Origin of the sequence: Pseudomonas sp. 8209 (genome assembly GCF_028682105.1) — a bacterium.
Classification (GTDB): domain Bacteria; phylum Pseudomonadota; class Gammaproteobacteria; order Pseudomonadales; family Pseudomonadaceae; genus Aquipseudomonas; species Aquipseudomonas palmensis.
Genome location: NZ_JANIAH010000011.1, coordinates 19,122 through 37,210 on the forward strand (window position 1 = coordinate 19,122; position 18,089 = coordinate 37,210).

The following is an 18,089-nucleotide window of genomic DNA, read 5'->3' on the forward strand; positions in this document are numbered from 1 at the left end:
GCGAGGCGACGGCTGCCCATCGGTTAACCCTGGGTTAATCCATGCCGGTCAGTCTTGCGGGCTTATCGCACTGCCAAGGCGTCGACATGCGCGTATTTCTGCTAGCCCTGCTGTGGCTGTTCAGTTCGCTGAGCCAGGCCCAGCCCTTCAACAACCCTTTTGCCCAGAGCGAATTCCTGCCCGTGGAAAAGGCCTTCGTGTTCAGCAGCGAGCGCCTGCCCTCGGGGCAGATGCGCCTGCACTGGCAGATCAGCGACGGCTACTACCTGTACCAGAAGCGTCTGAAGTTCGACGGCCTGGCCCCCGAGGCGGTACCACCATTGCCGCCGGCCCTGCCCCACAGCGACGAGTACTTCGGCGAAACCCAGGTGTACCGCGGCGAACTCGAGCTGCTGATACCGGCCAACGCCACCGGCCAGTTGCGCATGGGCTGGCAGGGCTGTGCCGACGCGGGGCTGTGCTACCCGCCCCAAACCAGCCCGGTCGACCTGGGCGGGCAGGCCGCAGGCGCCGAGCAGGCCAGCGACCAGGCCCTGGCCGGCAGCCTCGGCGAACACCCGCTGGCCTGGAGCCTGCTGGCCTTCTTCGGCCTGGGACTGCTGCTGGCCTTTACCCCCTGTTCGTTGCCGATGCTGCCGATCCTGGCCGGGCTGGTGATGGGCAACGGCGCCAGCACCCGCCGCGGGCTGGTGCTGGCAGGCGCCTACGTGCTGAGCATGGCGCTGGTGTATGCCGCCCTGGGCGTGGTCGCCGCACTGCTTGGCGCCAGCCTGCAGGCATGGCTGCAGCAGCCTTGGCTGCTGGGCAGCCTGGCCGCGCTGTTCGTGCTGCTGGCCCTGCCGATGTTCGGCGCCTTCGAGCTGCAGCTGCCCACCTTCGTGCGCGACCGCCTGGAGCGCGCAGGCCGCAACACCCGTGGCGGCAATCTGTATGGCGCGGTACTGCTGGGGGCCTTGTCGGGCCTGCTGATGGGGCCGTGCATGACCGCCCCGCTGGCCGGCGCGCTGCTGTACATCGCGCAGAGCGGCAATGCCGTGCATGGGGCGCTGGTGCTGTTCAGCCTGGGGCTGGGCATGGGCCTGCCGCTGTTGCTGCTGGTGACCGTGGGCAACCGCTACCTGCCACGTCCGGGGGCCTGGATGAACCGGGTCAAGGCGGTGTTCGGCTTCGTGTTCCTGGGCATGGCGCTGTACACCCTGCGCGCGGTGCTCGACCCTGCGCTGTGGCTGGGCCTGTGCGGGGCCTGGCTGATCGCGCTGGCCTGGGGCGCCTGGCCCGCGGTCCACACCCTGCGCGCCCTGCAACCGGCCGTGCTGCTGGCGGGCCTGTGGGGCGCCTTGCTGGTGGTGGGCGCGGCCGGTGGCGCGAGCAACCTGCTGCAGCCCCTGCAACCCTATGCCGGTGGCACCGGCAATGCCGTGGCTGCGCCCCACGCCGACGCCTTCACCACGGTGCGCACCCCGGCCGAGCTGCAGGCGCAGCTGGACGCCGCCAAGGCCCAGGGGCAGTGGGTGTTCCTGGATTACTACGCCGACTGGTGCGTGTCGTGCAAGGTCATGGAAAAACAGGTGTTCGCCCGCCCCGAAGTGCTCGCCGCGCTGGAAGGCGTGCGCCTGGTACGCCTGGACGTGACCGCCGATGCCCCGGCCAGCCAGCAGTTGCTGCAGCGCTACCAGGTGCCCGGCCCGCCGAGCATGCTGTGGATCGGCCCCGAGGGTGACGAGCGCCGGGCCAGGCGCATCACCGGTGAAGTCAACGCCGCCACCTTCCTGCAACACTGGACCGCCACCCGGAGCCAAGGCTGATGCTGACCGTTAACCTGGGCCCCCTGACCATCGCCCTCGACCACCTGCTGCTGCTCTGCGCCCTGGGCCTGGCCACGCTGGTGGGCTGGCGGGTGGCCAGGCGCGGCGGCGACAACCCCGAGGCCGCACTGTTTCGCCTGTTCCTGCTCGGCCTGCTGTGCGCCCGGCTGGGGTTCGTGGCGCGCTACTGGTCGATGTATGCCGAAGACCCGGTGCAGATCATCGACATCCGCGATGGCGGCTTTTTGCCCTGGGCCGGCCTGGTGGCGGTGCTGCTGGGGGCGGCCTGGTACGCCTGGCGCCAGGCGAGCCTGCGCCGGCCACTGGGCTGGGGCCTGTTCAGCGGCGCGCTGTTCTGGTTGCTGGCCAGCTGGGCCAGCCACCTCTACGAACAGGGCACGCAACTGCCGGACCTGGCCCTGCGCGATGCCCAGGGCCATTCGGTGGCGCTGCACAGCCACCGCGGCCGGCCGTTGGTGATCAACCTGTGGGCCACCTGGTGCCCGCCGTGCCGGCGCGAGATGCCGGTGCTGCAACAGGCCCAGCATGATTATCCGGACGTGACCTTCCTGTTCGTCAACCAGGGCGAAACCCCGCAGATCGTCACCAACTTCCTGGCCACCACCGGCCTGAACCTGTCCCATGTACTGTTCGATACCGGTGGCCAGCTGGCCCAGCAGGTCGGCTCCATGGCGCTGCCCACCACCCTGTTCTACGACGCCGAGGGGCGCCTGGTGGGCAGCCACCTGGGGGAGCTGTCCCGTGCCAGCCTGCGCCATGCCCTCGAATCCTTCGACCGCGATACCGCGCTCGCTCCCACCGTTCCAGCAAGGACGACACCATGAAAGTTTCCGCCATTACCCTCGCCCTGGGCATGTTCGCCACCCAACTGGCCGTCGCCGAAGAATTGCCCAAGGCCGTGCAGCAGATCGAGGCCAAGGGCGCCAAGGTCACCGGCAGCTTCGATGCGCCCAATGGCCTGAAAGGTTATGCCGCGCAGTTCCAGAACCGTGGCGTGGCCCTGTACCTGACCCCGGACGGCAAGCACGTGCTGGTTGGCAGCCTGTTCGACGAACAGGGCCAGGACCTGAGCGAGGCGCCGCTGGAGAAGCTGGTGTATGCGCCCATGGCCAAGCAGGTGTGGGCCAAGCTCGACAAGACCGCGTGGATTGCCGATGGCAAGGCCGATGCACCGCGGGTGGTGTACCTGTTCAGCGACCCCAACTGCCCGTACTGCAACATGTTCTGGCAGCAGGCACGGCCGTGGGTGGACTCGGGCAAGGTGCAATTGCGCCACATCATGGTCGGCATCATCCGCGCCGACAGCCCGGCCAAGTCGGCCGCGTTGCTGGCCAGCGCCGACCCGCAGAAGGCCTTGCAGGCCCATGAAAGCGCGGGCAAGGCCAGCACGCTCAAGCCGCTGGCGAAGATTCCGGCGCAGGTGCAGGCCAAGCTGGATGCGAACCTGGCGCTGATGGAGGAGCTGGGATTGTCGGCTACGCCGGCGATCTTCTACCTGGATGACAAGGGGCAGTTGCAGACCCAGCAGGGTGCGCCGCGGCCAGAGATGTTGGGGAAGATACTGGGCAAGCGCTGAGACTCACCACGCCAACAGATATCTGAAGCCGGGCACCAGGGCTGGCGATGCAAATCCCACAGGCCATTTTCTGCAACGCACCATGGCCTTTGGGGGTTGGGGTGGCGCTACAGCATCACCAGCGTCAACACCACCAGCAACGGCAACAGCACCGCACACGACCACGCCATGTACCCGAAGAAGCTCGGCATCTTCACCCCGCGCTGCTCGGCTATCGCCTTGACCATGAAGTTCGGCGCGTTGCCAATGTAGGTCATCGCCCCCATGAACACCGAACCCATGGAGATCGCCAGCAAGGTCTGCGGCATGCGCTCCATCAACACCTGCGCATCCCCAGCCGCCATGTTGAAGAACAACAAATAGGTCGGCGCATTGTCCAGGAAGCTCGACAAGGTCCCGCTCAACCAGAAGTACATGCTGTCGATCGGCTCGCCCTGCGCACCACTCACGCTCGCCACCAACCACGCCAACTGGCCGTCACTGCCGGCCCGCAATATCGCAATCACCGGGGCAATGGTGAGAAAGATGCCCGCAAATAACTTGGCCACCTCGACGATCGGCCCCCAGTCGAACTCGTTGGCAACCCGCAGGCCGCGCGGGGTGAACCACAACGACAGCAAGGCCAGTACCACCAGCAGGCCGTCACGCAACAGGTTCTGCACCTCGACCCGCGTGCCCATCAGCTCGACGCCAATCCCCGGTTTCCAGAGGCCCGACATCAATACCGCCAGCACCACGCCCGCCAACAGCAGGAAGTTGCGCTTGCCCAGCAGGCGCAACGGCGCATCCGGCGTCGGGTCTTCGGCCAGCATTTCGTTTTCGCGGCGATAGTAGTAGCGGTCGATCAGGTAGAACACGCCCAGCAACGGCACCGCCAGCAGCACCACCGGCAAGGCCATGTGCTGCAGGGTCCAGGCAAAGCTCACACCCTTGAGAAAACCCAGGAATAACGGCGGGTCGCCCAACGGGGTCAGGCCGCCGCCGACGTTGGCCACCAGAAAGATGAAGAACACCACCACGTGCGCGGTGTGCTTGCGGTTGTCGTTGGCACGCAGCAGCGGGCGGATCAGCAGCATCGCCGCCCCCGTGGTGCCCATCACCGAGGCCAGCACCGCCCCCAGCGCCAGCAACCGCGTGTTGAGCCACGGCGAGCCATGCAGGTTGCCCTCCACCACGATCCCGCCCGAAATGGTGAACAGCGCAAACAGCAGGATGATGAACGGCAGGTACTCGGCCAGCAGTACGTGCACGCCCAGCCCCAGGCTGGCGTGCCAGCCGAAGGCAAAGCAGAACGGCAGCGCGAACAGCAGCGTCCAGCCCAGGGTGATCTTGCCGAAATGGTGATGCCACAGCGGTGCGGCCACGATGGGCAGCAAGGCGATGCTCAGCAGGATGCCGGCAAACGGCACGCCCCACAGCAGGCCCATGCGCGCGCCATCGACCTCGGCGGCGCTGGCGATGCCCGGCAGGCACAGCAACAAGAGGGCCGCCAGCAGCGACAGACAGGAACAACCACGAAACAAAGCAGGGAAAAGGCGCATCGATACCGACCGTGTGCAGATGAACAGCAGCGCGCCAGCCCGAAGGCTGGCGCGCATGAGCGAAGCATGGATGCTAAACCAAAATGCCCCGCTCGGCTGCCTACAACGCCTCCAGCGAAGCCATCAGGTCACTCAGCCGGTCGACCTTGTCGTCGCTCAGCACCGTGGCCTCGAGGCCCTCCACATAGATCGCCAGTTCCTCCACGCTGCTGCATTCGAACATGGCCCGCAGCGGCACGTTCAGTTGCAGCACCTTCTGCACCCGCGAAGCAATCTGGGTGGCCAGCAGCGAATGCCCGCCCAACTCGAAGAAGTTGTCGCGCACCCCCACCCGCTCGACCTTGAGCACATCGGCCCAGATGTCAGCCAGTTGCTGCTCCAGTTCGCTGCGCGGCGCCAGGTAGGCCTGGCTGTGCTGCTGGCCGAACTCGATGGCCGGCAGCGCCTTGCGGTCGAGCTTGCCGTTGGCGTTGCGCGGCAACTCGGCCAGCCACGCCCAGTGCAGCGGCACCATGTACTCCGGCAGTTCGGCGCGCAGGCGCTGGCGAACCTGTTCCAGCAATGGCGCCGTGTCGGCACGGCTGTCGGCCGCCACCAGGTAGCCGACCAGGTGCTTGCCGTTTGCACCCTCCTGCACGCCCACCGCCGCGTCACGCACCTGGACCTGTTCATGCAGGCGTGCCTCGATTTCGCCCAGTTCGATGCGGTAGCCGCGAATCTTCACCTGGTGATCGATGCGCCCCACGTACTCCAGCACCCCGTCGGCACGCCGGCGTGCCAGGTCGCCGGTGCGGTACAGGCGCTCGCCCGGGGCGCCGAACGGGTGCGGGATGAACGCCTGGGCCGTGCGCAGCGGGTCGCCCACGTAGCCGCGCCCTACCCCGGTGCCGGCCACGCACAGCTCGCCCACCGCGCCTAGCGGCACCAGCTCGTGATCTTCACCGAACAGGTACAGGCGGTTGTTGTCGGTCGGCGTGCCGATCGGCAGGTAGCTGCCCTGGGTGGAGGCCGCATCGACGCGGAAGAACGCCACGTCATCGGAGCATTCGGCCGGGCCGTAGGCATTCACCAGGCCGACCTGCGGGTAGCGCTCCAGCCACTGCCAGGCCAGCTCCGGCGGCATCGCCTCGCCGGTGGGCAGCATCCAGCGCAGGCCGCTCAGGTGCTGGCGCTCGTTGACCAGCATGCCCTGGATCAGCGACGGCACGCTTTCGAGCACCGTGATGCCGGCGGCCTGCACATGCTCCAGCAGCCCTTGCGGATCGTGCGCGATGGCATTGGGCACGATCGCCACCTGCGCGCCGAACAGCGGCGCGGCAAGGAACTGCCACACCGAGATATCGAAGCTCTGCGAGGCGGTCTGCGCGATCACGTCCGCCTCGCCCAGTTGCAGGTACGGCACCTTGCTCAGCTGGTTGTTGAGCATGCCGCGCTGCTCGACCATCACGCCCTTGGGCAGGCCGGTGGAGCCGGAGGTGTAGATCACGTAGGCGAGGTTCTCCGGCGCGCTGTAGATGCCCGGGTTGGCTTCGCTGCCGTCGCCGGCCTGAATGTCCTCCCACACCAGCAGGCGCGGCCGCCCGGCACACCCCAGTTCGTCGAGCAGGGCCTGTGCCTGGGCCAGGCAGGCCCGGGTGCAGACGATCACCGGGGTGCGGCTGAGCTCGACGATGCGTTGCAGACGCGCGCCGGGCAGGCCCGGGTCCAGCGGCAGGTAGCCGGCGCCGGCCTTGAAGCTGCCGACGATCATGCCCAGCAGCGCCAGCCCGCGCTCGGCCAGCAGTGCCACCGGCTGGTCGACCTGCACCCCGGCCGCCACCAGGGCATGCCCGAGGCGGTTGGCCTGGCAGTTCAGCTCGGCGTAGCTGCACTGCTGTTCGAGGCAGCGTGCGACCACCCGCTCGGGATGCGCCGCCACCCTCGCCTCGAACAACGCCGCGTAGCTCTGCTGCAGCGGATAGGCATGCTCGCTGCGGTTGCAGTCCTGCAGCAGGAAGCGCTGTTCCTGCTCGCCCAGCAGTGCCAGCTGCGCCACATCGCCGTGCAAGCCCTCCATCAGCGCCAGCAGCAGGCGCTTGAATTCGCCCAGCAGGCGTTCGACGGTGGCGCGGTCGAAGTAGCGCTGGTCGAACGACAGGTGCAGGCCCAGGTCGTCGCCGGGGTAGCACACCGCCGTGAGCGGGAAGTTGGTGTGGGTGCGGCCCGAGTCGGAGGTTGCATTCAGGCTCTGGGCGCGGTCCAGCACCGCCACTTCGACCGGGGCGTTCTCGAACACGAACAGGCTGTCGAACAGCGGCTGGCCCTTGGGCAGTTCGCTGCATTCCTGGATGTTGACCAGCGGCAGGTACTCGTACTCGCGCACCTCCATGTTGCGTTCCAGCAGGCCCTGCAGCCACTGGCGCACCGAACACCGCTGGCCGGGGGCCGGCAGGGTGACACGCAGTGCGATGCTGTTGATGAACAGGCCCACGGTGTGCTGCATCTGCGGCAGGCTGACCGGGCGCCCGGCCACGGTCACGCCGAACACCACGTCACGCTCGCCGCTGAAGCGGCTGAGCACCAGCGCCCAGGCCGCCTGGGCGAAGGTGTTGACGGTCAGCTGATGGGCCTGGGCCAGCTCGCGCAGGCGTACCCCGTCCTCCACCGCCAGGCGCGTGTAGCAGTCGCCCACCTGCATGCCGCCGTGATCGCTCGCGTGCTCGCGCAGCAGCGGGCGGTCGCTTGGAAGGTAGGTGGTGCGCTCGAAGCCCTGCAGATTCTGCCGCCACCACTGGCGCGCCTCGTCCAGGCTCTGGTGCTGCAGCCAGCCGATGTAGTCGCGGTAGCGCGGCGGCGTCGCCAGCTGCGCCTCACGGCCCTCGCCCAGGGCCAGGTAGAGCTCGAAGAAGTCGTTCATCAGCAGCGAGCGGCACCAGGCATCGATGAGGATGTGGTGGTTGCTCATCATGAACCAGTACTGCGCCTGGCCCACGCGGATCAGGCGCAGGTGGAACGGCGCCTGCTGCAACAGCTCGAAACCGGCCTCGCGCTCCTGCTTGTGCAGGGCCTGCAGGCGTGCTTCGTGATCGGCCTGCGGGTCGGCGCTCCAGTCCTGATAGTCGATGGGCGTGGTGCCGGGCTTGTGAATGATCTGCAGCATGCCTTCGCCGGCATTCCAGCAGAACGAGGCGCGCAGGGCTTCGTGCCGCGCCACCACCGCCTGCCAGGCCTGGGCGAAGCGCTGCGGGTCGATCTCGCTGTTGATGCGGTAGCGGTCCTGCATGTAGTAGATGCCGGTGCCCGGTTCGAGCAGGGTGTGCAGCAGCATGCCCTCCTGCATCGGGGTCAGCGGGTACACGTCCTCGATCTGCGCGGCGGGCACCGGCAGGCTGTCGATCTGTGCCTGGGTCAGGCGCGCCAGCGGGAAGTCCGACGGCGTGAAGCTGCCGTTGGCGTCATCCAGGCAATGGACGATCAGGCTCGCCAGCTCGCCGAGGTAGGCGCGGGCCAGCTCTTCGATGGTCTGGGTGTCGAAGCGCTCGCGGCTGAAGGTCCAGCGCAGCTGCAACTGGCCGCCGTACACCTGGCCGTCGACGCTCAGCCAGTTGGGCAGCGGTGCGTCGAGGTCGTGGGCCAGGCCCGCGGGTTCGTCCACCGGCTGATACAGCGCCGCACTGCCGAACTGCTGGTCGAACTGGCCCAGGTAGTTGAAGGTGATGCGCGCCTGGGGCAGCGCGGCCATGGCTTCGCGGGTGGCGTCATCGGCCAGGTAGCGCAGTACCCCATACCCCAGGCCCTTGTGCGGCACGCTGCGCAGTTGCTCCTTGATCGCCTTGATCGAGGCCGCCTGCCCGGCGGCCTCCTCGATGTTCAGCGGGCTCAGGCGCAGCGGGTAGGCGCTGGTGAACCAGCCGACGCTGCGGCTCAGGTCGATCTCGTCGAACAGGGTCTCGCGGCCATGCCCTTCGAGCTGCACCAGCACCGAGGTATCGCCGCTCCAGCGGCACAGCACCCGGGCCAGCGCGGTCAGCAACAGGTCGTTGACCTGAGTGCGGTAGGCCGCGGGGGCCTGCTGCAGCAACTGGCGCGTCTGCCCCTGGCTCAGTTGCACGCTGACGGTGTGCGCCTGGCGGTGCAGGTTGGCACCCTGGGGGTGGTCGCACGGCAGCTCGCGGGTGGCGGCACTGAGCTGCGCCTGCCACCAGTGCTGCTCGTCACGCAGCGAGTCGCTGCCGGCATAGGTGGCCAGGCGTGCGGCCCAGTGGCTCATCGCGCTGGTCTTGGCTGCCAGCGGCTGGCCACGGTACAGCGCCTGCAGGTCTTCGAGCAGCACGCGCCACGACACGCCATCCACCACCAGGTGATGGATCGCCAGCAGCAGGCGCTGGGCGCCCTGCCCGTCCTCCACCAGCAGCGCACGCAGCAGCGGGCCGTCGGCGAGGTCGAGGCTGCGCTGCACATCGCTGTACAGGGCCTGGCAATCCTGCAGATCGGCCACCGAAGCCTGCCACAGCAGTGCGCGCGTATCGGCCGGGGCGTAGCTGGCGCGGCCCTCGCAAAAGCGCAGGCGCAGTGCATCGTGATGCGCCACCAGCGCCTGCAGGGCCTGTTCCAGCGCGTCGCCGGCCAGGCGTTCGGCAGGCGCCAGCAGCACGGCCTGGTTCCAGTGCTGCGGTTGCACCACGTCGCTGTCGAAGAACCAGTGCTGGATCGGCGTGAGCGCTGCGGCGCCGCTGAGCGGGCCCTGTTCGATCAACGTGGCCTGGCTGCGGCTGACCACCGTGGCCAGGGTCTGCACGGTCTGCTGCTGGAACAGGTCGCGGGCGCTGAAGTGCAGGCCCAGCTGGCGGGCGCGGCTGACCACCTGGATCGACAGGATCGAGTCGCCGCCCAGTTCGAAGAAGTTGTCCTGCAGGCCCACGCGCTCGACGTTGAGCACATCGCGCCAGATCGCGGCCAGTTGCTGCTCCACCTCGCTGCGTGGCGCCTCGTAGTGCTCGTGGCCCTGCTCCCTGTCCGGCAGCGGCAACGCGTGACGGTCGAGCTTGCCGTTGCCGGTCAGCGGCATCTGATCCAGCAGCACCAGGTGGGCGGGCACCATGTAGTCGGGCAGGTTCACCCGCAGTTGCGCCTTGAGGCTGTCGCGCAGCGCCGCCTGCTGTTCGGCGCCGGCCTGTGCCTGCTCGCACACCAGGTAGGCAGCCAGTTGCTTGCCGCCGGGCATGTCCAGCGCCAGCACCACAGCCTCGCGCACGTCGGCATGTTCCAGCAGGCGGCTTTCGATCTCACCCAGCTCGATACGGAAGCCGCGGATCTTCACCTGGTGGTCGATACGCCCCATGTACTCCACCAGCCCGTCGGCGCGCTGGCGCACCAGGTCGCCGGTGCGGTACAGGCGCCCGCCCCGCTGGCTGAACGGGTCGGCGACGAAGCGTTCGGCGCTCAGCCCAGGTCGATCATGGTAGCCCTGGGCCAGGCCTGCGCCACCGATGTACAGCTCGCCGATGGAACCCTGCGGCAGCAGCGCCAGGTCGGCATCGAGGATGTACGCCACGCGGGCGCCGATCACCCGGCCGATCGGCACGCTGCCGACGCCCGCTTCAAGGGCCGGTGGTGCCAGGCAGGCCAGCGGCATCACCACGGTTTCGGTGGGGCCATAGGCATTGAAGAACTGCGCCGGCTTGAACGCCTCGCGAATGCGTTGCAGGTGCTCGCCGTTCAGGGCTTCGCCGCCGGTGATGCACAGGCGCACCGGCAGCTGTTCGTCGCGGCTGGCCAGCCATTGCGCCAACTGGCTGCCGTAGCTCGGCGTGAAGCCCAGCACGCTGACCTGCTGCTGGCGGATCAGCGTGCAGATTTCCTCTGCGCCCCACTGCCCCTGGGCGCGCAGCACCACCCGTGCGCCGCTGAGCAATGGCACCAGCAGGCGCTCGGTGGCCGCGTCGAAGTTGATCGAATAGAAGTGCAGCTCGCAGTCGTCGCTGCACATGCCGAACGCCTTGATCACCGCCAGGCAGTGCATGGCGATCTCGCCATGGCTGACCACCACGCCCTTGGGCTTGCCGGTGGAGCCGGAGGTGTAGATCAGGTAGGCCTGATGGCCCGGCAGGCTGAGTGACGGCAAGGCCTCGGCGCTGTAGCCGTGCAGCGCCGCCGCGTCGTCGTCCAGGCACCAGCGGGCCACGCCGGGCGGCAGCTCGCCCAGCCTGTCGAACAGCGAGCGCTGGCCCAGCAGCAGGCCGATGCCGCTGTCCTGGATCATGTACTGCAGGCGTTCGAGGGGGTATTCCGGGTCCAGCGGCACGTAGGCGCCGCCGGCCTTGAGGATCGCCAGCAGGCCGATCACCAGCTGCGCCGAACGCTCCAGCGCCAGGCCCACCCGCACCTGCGGGCCCACGCCACGTTCGCGCAGCACCCGCGCCAGGCGGTTGGCCCGGGCATCGAGCTGGGCGTAGCTCAGGTGTTCGCCGGCAAAGGTCAGTGCCAGTGCATCCGGGGTGCGCTGGGCCTGTGCACTGAACAGGTCATGCACGGTGCGGTTCAGGCCCGGCGCTGCGGGGTCGCCGGCCAGGTTGTCGAACAGGGCCTGGCGCTCGCCCTGGCCCAGCAGCGGCAGTTCGCACAGGCGTTGCTGCGGGTCGGCCAGCAAGGCGTCGAGCAACCGCTGCCAGTGCGCCGCCATGCGCGCGATGCGCGGCGCGTCGAACAGGTCGCAACTGTAGGTCAGGCAGCAGCCCAGGCGACGGTCGAGGTCGGTGACTTCCAGGTTGAGGTCGAACTTGGTCGCCCGGGCGTCGTTGACCAGGTACTCCACCTGCATGCCGGCCAGTTGGCGGCTCTGCTGGAATTCCCAGCGCTGCACGTTGCACATCACCTGGAACAGCGGGTTGTAGGCGGCGCTGCGCGGTGGCTGCAAGGCTTCGACCAGGTGGTCGAACGGCAGGTCCTGGTGCGACTGGCCGTCGATCACGGTCTGACGCACCTGCTCGATCAGGTCGGCCACGCGCATCTGCCCGTCCAGCTGGCAACGCAGCACCTGGGTGTTGAGGAAGGCGCCGATCAGCCCCTCGCTTTCCGGGCGGATGCGGTTGGCCACCGGTGCGCCGATGCGCAGGTCGGTCTGCCCGCTGTAGCGGTACAGCAGCAGCGCCAGGGTGGCGGTCATGGTCATGAATAGGGTCAGGCCATGCTCGGCATTGAAGGCGCGCACCCTGGCGGCCAGCTCATCGCTCAGGTCGAAGCGGTACAGCTCGCCGCGGTGGCTCTGCACCGCCGGGCGCGGACGATCGGCGGGCAATTCCAGCACCGGGTGTTCATCGCCCAGCTGTGCGCGCCAGTAGTCCAGCTGGCGCTGGCGCTCGCCGGCCTCCAGCCACTGGCGCTGCCACACGCTGTAGTCCAGGTACTGCACCGGCAGCGGTTCGAGCGGCGAATCGCGGTCGTCGAGAAACGCTTCGTACAGCTCGCCCAGCTCGCGGGCAAAGATGTCCATGGCCCAGCCCTCGGTGACGATGTGGTGCAGGGTGAGCACGAAGTAGTGCTCCTGCTCGCCGGCCTTGACCAGGCAGGCACGCAGCAGCGGCCCGGTTTCCAGGTCGAACGGTTGGTGCGCCTGCTCGTCCGCCAGGGCCTGCAGTTGCTGCTTACGCTGCACCTGGTCGTGGGCCGAAAAGTCCAGCCAGTTCATCACCAGCCCGGTGTCGGGCGAAACGGCCTGGTACGGTACGCCATCGATGCTCGGGAAGGTGGTGCGCAAGGTCTCGTGGCGCACGATCAGCGCCTGCAGGGCCTGTTCGAAGCGGCTGACGTCCAGCACCCCGCGCAGGCGCGCCATGCCGCCGACGTTGTAGGCCGGGCTGTCCGGCTCCATCTGCCAGAGGAACCACATGCGCTGCTGCGAGTACGACAGCGGCACCGGCTGGCTGCGGTCGATGCGCGTTATTTCGCCTTGCAGGTTGTGCTGCCCGGCCAGTTGCAGGGCCTCGATGCGCGCGGCGAAGGCGCCCAGCGCGCTGGCTTCGAACAGGGTGCGCAGCGGCAGTTCGACGTCGCAGGCCTGGCGCGCGCGGGCGATGATCTGGGTGGCCAGCAGCGAGTGCCCGCCGAGGGCGAAGAAGTCATCGTCCAGGCCGACCCGCGCCAGGCCCAGCACATCGCACCAGATGGCGGCGATCTGCTGTTGCAGCGGCGTGACCGGGGCAACATGCACGCGCTGCTGCCAGCTCGGCTCGGGCAGCGCCTTGCGGTCGAGCTTGCCGCTGGGGCCCAGCGGCATCTGCGCCAGGTGCACCAGTTGCGCGGGCATCATGTAGGGCGGCAATTGCGCCGCCAGTGCGCTCAGCAATGCTTCGCCGCAGTCGTGCGCGTGGGTGTAGTAGCCGACCAGTTGCGGGCCGGCCGCCGTGTCGCGTACCAGCACCACGGCCTGCTCCACACCCGGCTGGGCCAGCAGGCAGGCCTGCACCTCTTCGGGCTCTACACGAAAACCGCGCAGTTTGACCTGCTGGTCGATGCGGCCCAGGTATTCCAGTGCCCCCAGGTCGGCCAGCCAGCGCGCACGGTCGCCGCTGCGGTACAGGCGCTGGCCGTCGGCGCCGGGCACGAAGCGTTCGGCGGTGAGGCCCGGCCGGCCCAGGTAGCCACGGGCCAGGCCCGCACCGCCCAGGCACAGCTCACCGGGCACCCCCACAGGCGAAAGCGCCAGCTCCTCATCGAGCACCTGGCACTGCACGTTGGCCAGGGGCCGGCCGATGGGCGAGCGCAGGCCGTCTTCACGGCGGCAGTGCCAGTGGGTGACATTGATCGCGGTTTCGGTCGGGCCATAGCGGTTGTGCAGTGCCACGTGCGGCAGTACCTGCAGCACACGGTCGCGCAGCGCCGCCGGCAACGCCTCGCCGCCGGAGAACACCCGGCGCAGGCTGATACAGGCGGCCGCCAGGGGCTCCTGCACGAACACCTGCAACAGCGGCGGCACGAAGTGCAGCGTGGTCACGCCATGCTGCTGCACCAGTTCGGCGATGCGCTGCGGGTCACGGTGCTCGCCGGGGCCGGCCAGCACCAGCGTGCAGCCCTGGGCCAGCGGCCAGAAGCATTCCCACACCGACACGTCGAAGCTGATCGGGGCTTTTTGCAGCAGCACGTCGTGGTCGTCCAGCGCATAGGTGGCCTGCATCCAGTGCAGGCGCTCGGCCAGGGCCGCATGGGTGTTGCCCACGCCCTTGGGCTGGCCGGTGGAGCCGGAGGTGTAGATCACGTAGGCCAGGTTGTCACCGTGCAGGTGCAGGCCCGGCGCCTGGCTGGGCCAGTTGTCCAGGTGCAGGGTGTCCATGGCGATGGTACTCACGCCCTCGACCTGGGGCAGGCGTTCGAGCACCTCGCTGTGGCTGAGCAGCAGGCTTGCGCCGCAGTCGGCGAGCATGTAGGCCAGGCGCTCGGCCGGGTAGTCGACGTCCAGCGGCACGTAGGCACCACCGGCCTTGAGAATCGCCAGCAGGCCCACCAGCAGCTGCGGCGAACGCTCGGCGGCAATCGCCACGCACACGTCCGGGCCCACGCCCTTGTCGCGCAGGTAATGGGCCAGGCGGTTGGCCTGGGTGTGCAGGCTCGCGTAGTCCAGGCTGCCGCCGGCCCATACCAGCGCGGTGCGCTGCGGGGTGCTGCGCGCCTGTTCGTTGAGTTGCTCCACCAGCCACTGGCCGGGGGCCGTTGCCGGGGCCTGGCCCCAGTCGAGCAGTTGGGCGCGGCCCGGGGCGTCGAGCAGGTTCAGCTCGGCCAGCGGCAGATGCGGCGCGCTGCTCACCTGCTGCAGCAGGCTGACCAGTTGCGCGGCCAGGCGCTCGATGCTGGCAGCGTCGAACAGCTCGTCGGCATAGTCGAAGGAAAGGCTGATGCGGCCCTGGTGGTCTTCTTCGCTGTGCAGTTGCAGGTCGAACTTGGCCTCGCGGCTGTGCCACGCCAGTTCGTCGGCCAACAGCCCCGGCAGGCGGCGCAAGGCGCCGAGGTCGCGCTGCTGGTGGTTGAACATGACCTGGAACAGGCCCTGCTCGCGGGCCTCGGGGAAGGCTTCGACCAACTGCTCGAACGGCAGGTCCTGGTTGGCCTGGGCTTCAAGGGTGCGCTGGCGCACCTGGGCCAGCAAGGCACTGAAGGGCTGGCGCGGGTCAAGCTCGGCACGCAGCACCTGGGGGTTGATGAAGAAGCCGACCAGGCCCTGGGTTTCCAGGCGCGGGCGGTTGGCATTGGGCACGCCGACACGGATGTCGCGCTGGCCGCTGTAGCGGTGCAGAAGGGTTTGCCAGGCCGCCAGCAACAGCATGAACAGGCTGGCATCGTGGGCCTGGGCCACCTGGCGCAGTGCAGTGCCCAGCGCCGGCTCAAGACGCAGGCTCAGGCGCTTGGCACTGTTGCGCTGCTGCACCGAGCGCGGGTGATCGGTGGGCAGGTCGAGCACCGGCTGCGCATCGCCGAGCAAGGCCTTCCAGTAGGCGAGCTGGCGGGTACTTTCCCCCTGGGCCAGCCACTGGCGCTGCCAGCTGGCATAGTCGGCGTAATGCACCGGCAACGTATTCAGTCGCGCCTGCTGGCCCTGGCAGGCGGCGGCATACAGGCGCGCGAATTCGCCCAGCAGAATGTTCATCGACCAGCCGTCGGCGATGATGTGGTGCAGGGTCACCCACAGCTGATGGGTTTCGTTGTCCTGGCGTACCAGGGTGACCCGCAGCAGCGGCCCGCGCTCCAGGTCGAAGGGTTGGCGCGCCTCGTCTTCGCGCAACTGCTGAACGCGGGCCGGGGTTTCGTGCCCCAGGTCCAGGCTGTGCACCTGCAACGCCAGGTTCGCCAGCACGCGCTGCACCGGTTGCCCGTGGTGGTCGGCAAACACCGTGCGCAGCGCTTCATGGCGGGCCACCAGCGCCTGGAAGCTGCTGCGCAGCGCGGCCTCGTCCAGTTCGCCGCGCAGGCGCAGGCCACCCGGGATGTTGTAGGCCGCACTGCCAGGCTCCAGTTGCCACAGCAGCCACAGCCGGGCCTGAGCCAGCGATTGCGGCAGCGCCTGTTCGCGGGGCAATTGCGCGATGACGCCCTGGGCCACCCCGCCGTCGATGTGCAGGCGGGCCACCTGGGCAGTGAAGCCTGCCAGGGTCGGCGCTTCGAACAGCAGGCTCAGGCTCAGTTCCAGCCCCAGTTCGTCACGCAGGCGCGCCGTGAGCTGGGTGGCGGCGATGGAGTTGCCGCCGAGCAGGAAGAAGTGATCGTCTTCGCCCACCTCGGCCACGTTCAGTTGCTCGCACCACAGCCGCGCGATCAGCGCCTGCAACCCGTCGCCGCTCGGCGCGGCGTGGCATGCGGCAGGCGCCTGGGCATCCGGGAAGCGGGCGTAGCAGTCCAGGCTGCCATCGTGCAGGCGCAGGCGGCAGGCCGAACGCTGCAACTTGCCGCTGGAGGTCTTGGGCAACGCACCGGGGTTGAGCAGCAGCACCACCGCCGGGGCCTGCTGGCAGGCATCGGCGATGACCTGGCGCAGGGTGCGGATCAGGCTCGCCGGCTCGATGACCTTCTGCACGTTGCGGCTGATCTCTACCGCGATGCCGATGCCCTCCTCGCCCTGGTCGTCGACGGCGAACACCGCCACGCGGCCCTTGCGCAGCACGTCGACCTCGCGCTCCAGGGTCTTTTCCAGGTCCTGCGGGTAGAGGTTGTGCCCGCGTACGATGAGCATGTCCTTAAGGCGCCCGGTGACGAACAGTTCGCCGTCACGCATGAAGCCCAGGTCGCCGGTGCGCAGCCAGGTGCGCCCGCCGTGCTCGACGAAGGTCTTTGCGCTGGCCTCGGGGTTGCGCCAGTAACCGTGGGCGATGCTCGGGCCGGCGGCCCAGATCTCGCCCACCTGGTTGTCGCCCAGCACGGCCAGGGTGTGCGGTTCGACGACCTGCACCGCGTGCAGCGGCTGGCTGAAGCCGCAGCTCATCTGCACGCTGCCCTCGCCTGCTTCGGCGCGGTTGTGCGCCAGTGCCGCGCTGTCCAGCGCCAGCGCGGGGATACCGCCGCCGCGCACGCTGCCACTGACGAACAGGGTGGCTTCGGCCAGGCCGTAGCTGGCGAAGAAACTCGAGGGCACGAAACCGCACGCGGCGAATTTGTCGGCAAAGCTGTCGAGGCTGTCCTGGCGGATCGGCTCGGAGCCCGAATAGGCCACGCGCCAGCAGCTCAGGTCGAGGCTGGCCAGCGCCGCACTGCTGACGCGCTCGTTGCACAGGCGGTAGGCGAAGTCCGGCCCGCCGCTGATGGTGCCGCGGTAATCGCTGATCGCCTGCAGCCAGCGCTGTGGCCGCGCCAGGAAGTAGGCCGGGGCCATCAGCACGCAGGGCACGCCGCTGAAGATCGGTTGCAGCAGGCCGCCGATCAGGCCCATGTCGTGGTACAGCGGCAGCCAGCTGACGATCACGTCGTCGGGGTTCACGTCGATACCGAAGCCGTGGCGGATCAGCACTTCGTTGGCCACCAGGTTGCCGTGGCTGACCTGCACGCCCTTGGGCAGCGCGGTGGAGCCGGAGGTGTACTGCAGAAAGGCGATGTCGTCCGGCTTGAGCGACGGGGCCTGCCACTGCTCGCCCAGGCCGGCGTCGAGGTGATCGACGCTGAGCAGCTGCGGCGCATCCTCGCCCTTGAGTGCATCCAGGGCCAGCAGGCTGTTGTGCAGGTTGTCGACGGTCAGCAGCAGGCGCGGCTGGGCGTCCTCGATGATCGACAGCAGGCGGGCCTGGTGGTGGGTGCGCGAGGATTCCGGCGGATAGGCCGGCACGGCGATAACCCCGGCATACAGGCAGCCGAAGAACGCGGCGACGTAGTCCGGGCCACTGGGGAACAGCAGGATCGCGCGGTCGCCCGGCACCGCACGCGCCTGCAATGCGGCGGCGATGCTGCATGCACGCAGGTGCAGGTCACGGTAGCTGAGCACGGCCTGGTCGCGGGCGTCTTCGGCGAGAAAGCGCAAGGCCACCCGCTCAGGGGTCAGCGCAGCACGCTGGGTGAGGGCCTGGACCAGCGTAACCGGGAGTTCGAAGGCGTCCGTCATGGAAAGTTCCTGCCAGTGTCTGTACGTGAAAATCGGCATCGCGGGGCGCAGGGAGCCGGGTGTTCGGGCACCGGCACACGCCCTTCAGGGGCCGA

5 protein-coding genes are annotated in these 18,089 nt (G+C 68.6%); 3 read left to right on the forward strand and 2 right to left on the reverse strand.

Translation table 11 applies throughout. The features are described 5' to 3' along the window. Positions 1-86: 86 nt before the first annotated feature. The 3 genes from dsbD to dsbG are packed head-to-tail and all read left to right on the forward strand — an operon-like array spanning position 87 to position 3,402. A complete protein-coding gene (gene dsbD, locus NP552_RS22095) occupies positions 87-1,805 on the forward strand; it encodes a protein-disulfide reductase DsbD (RefSeq protein WP_043862399.1) in 1,719 nt (572 codons plus the stop codon). Beyond that, a complete protein-coding gene (locus NP552_RS22100; RefSeq protein ID WP_043862398.1) occupies positions 1,805-2,650 on the forward strand; it encodes a TlpA family protein disulfide reductase in 846 nt (281 codons plus the stop codon). Before dsbD ends, NP552_RS22100 begins: the two co-directional genes overlap by 1 nt. Further along, positions 2,647-3,402: a thiol:disulfide interchange protein DsbG gene (gene dsbG / locus NP552_RS22105; protein ID WP_043862397.1), complete on the forward strand. Its 756-nt coding sequence runs from the start codon at positions 2,647-2,649 to the stop codon at positions 3,400-3,402. Before NP552_RS22100 ends, dsbG begins: the two co-directional genes overlap by 4 nt. Before the next feature lie 107 nt (positions 3,403-3,509). Here dsbG and NP552_RS22110 read toward each other — a convergent pair whose 3' ends face one another. Both NP552_RS22110 and NP552_RS22115 read right to left on the reverse strand, forming a co-directional pair. Further along, positions 3,510-4,883 (reverse strand): sodium:proton antiporter, encoded by a 1,374-nt coding sequence (locus tag NP552_RS22110; protein WP_229590412.1) that lies wholly within the window; start codon positions 4,881-4,883, stop codon positions 3,510-3,512. 160 nt (positions 4,884-5,043) lie between these two features. Then, a complete protein-coding gene (locus tag NP552_RS22115) occupies positions 5,044-17,994 on the reverse strand; it encodes a non-ribosomal peptide synthetase (RefSeq protein ID WP_274097161.1) in 12,951 nt (4,316 codons plus the stop codon). Positions 17,995-18,089 lie beyond the last annotated feature (95 nt).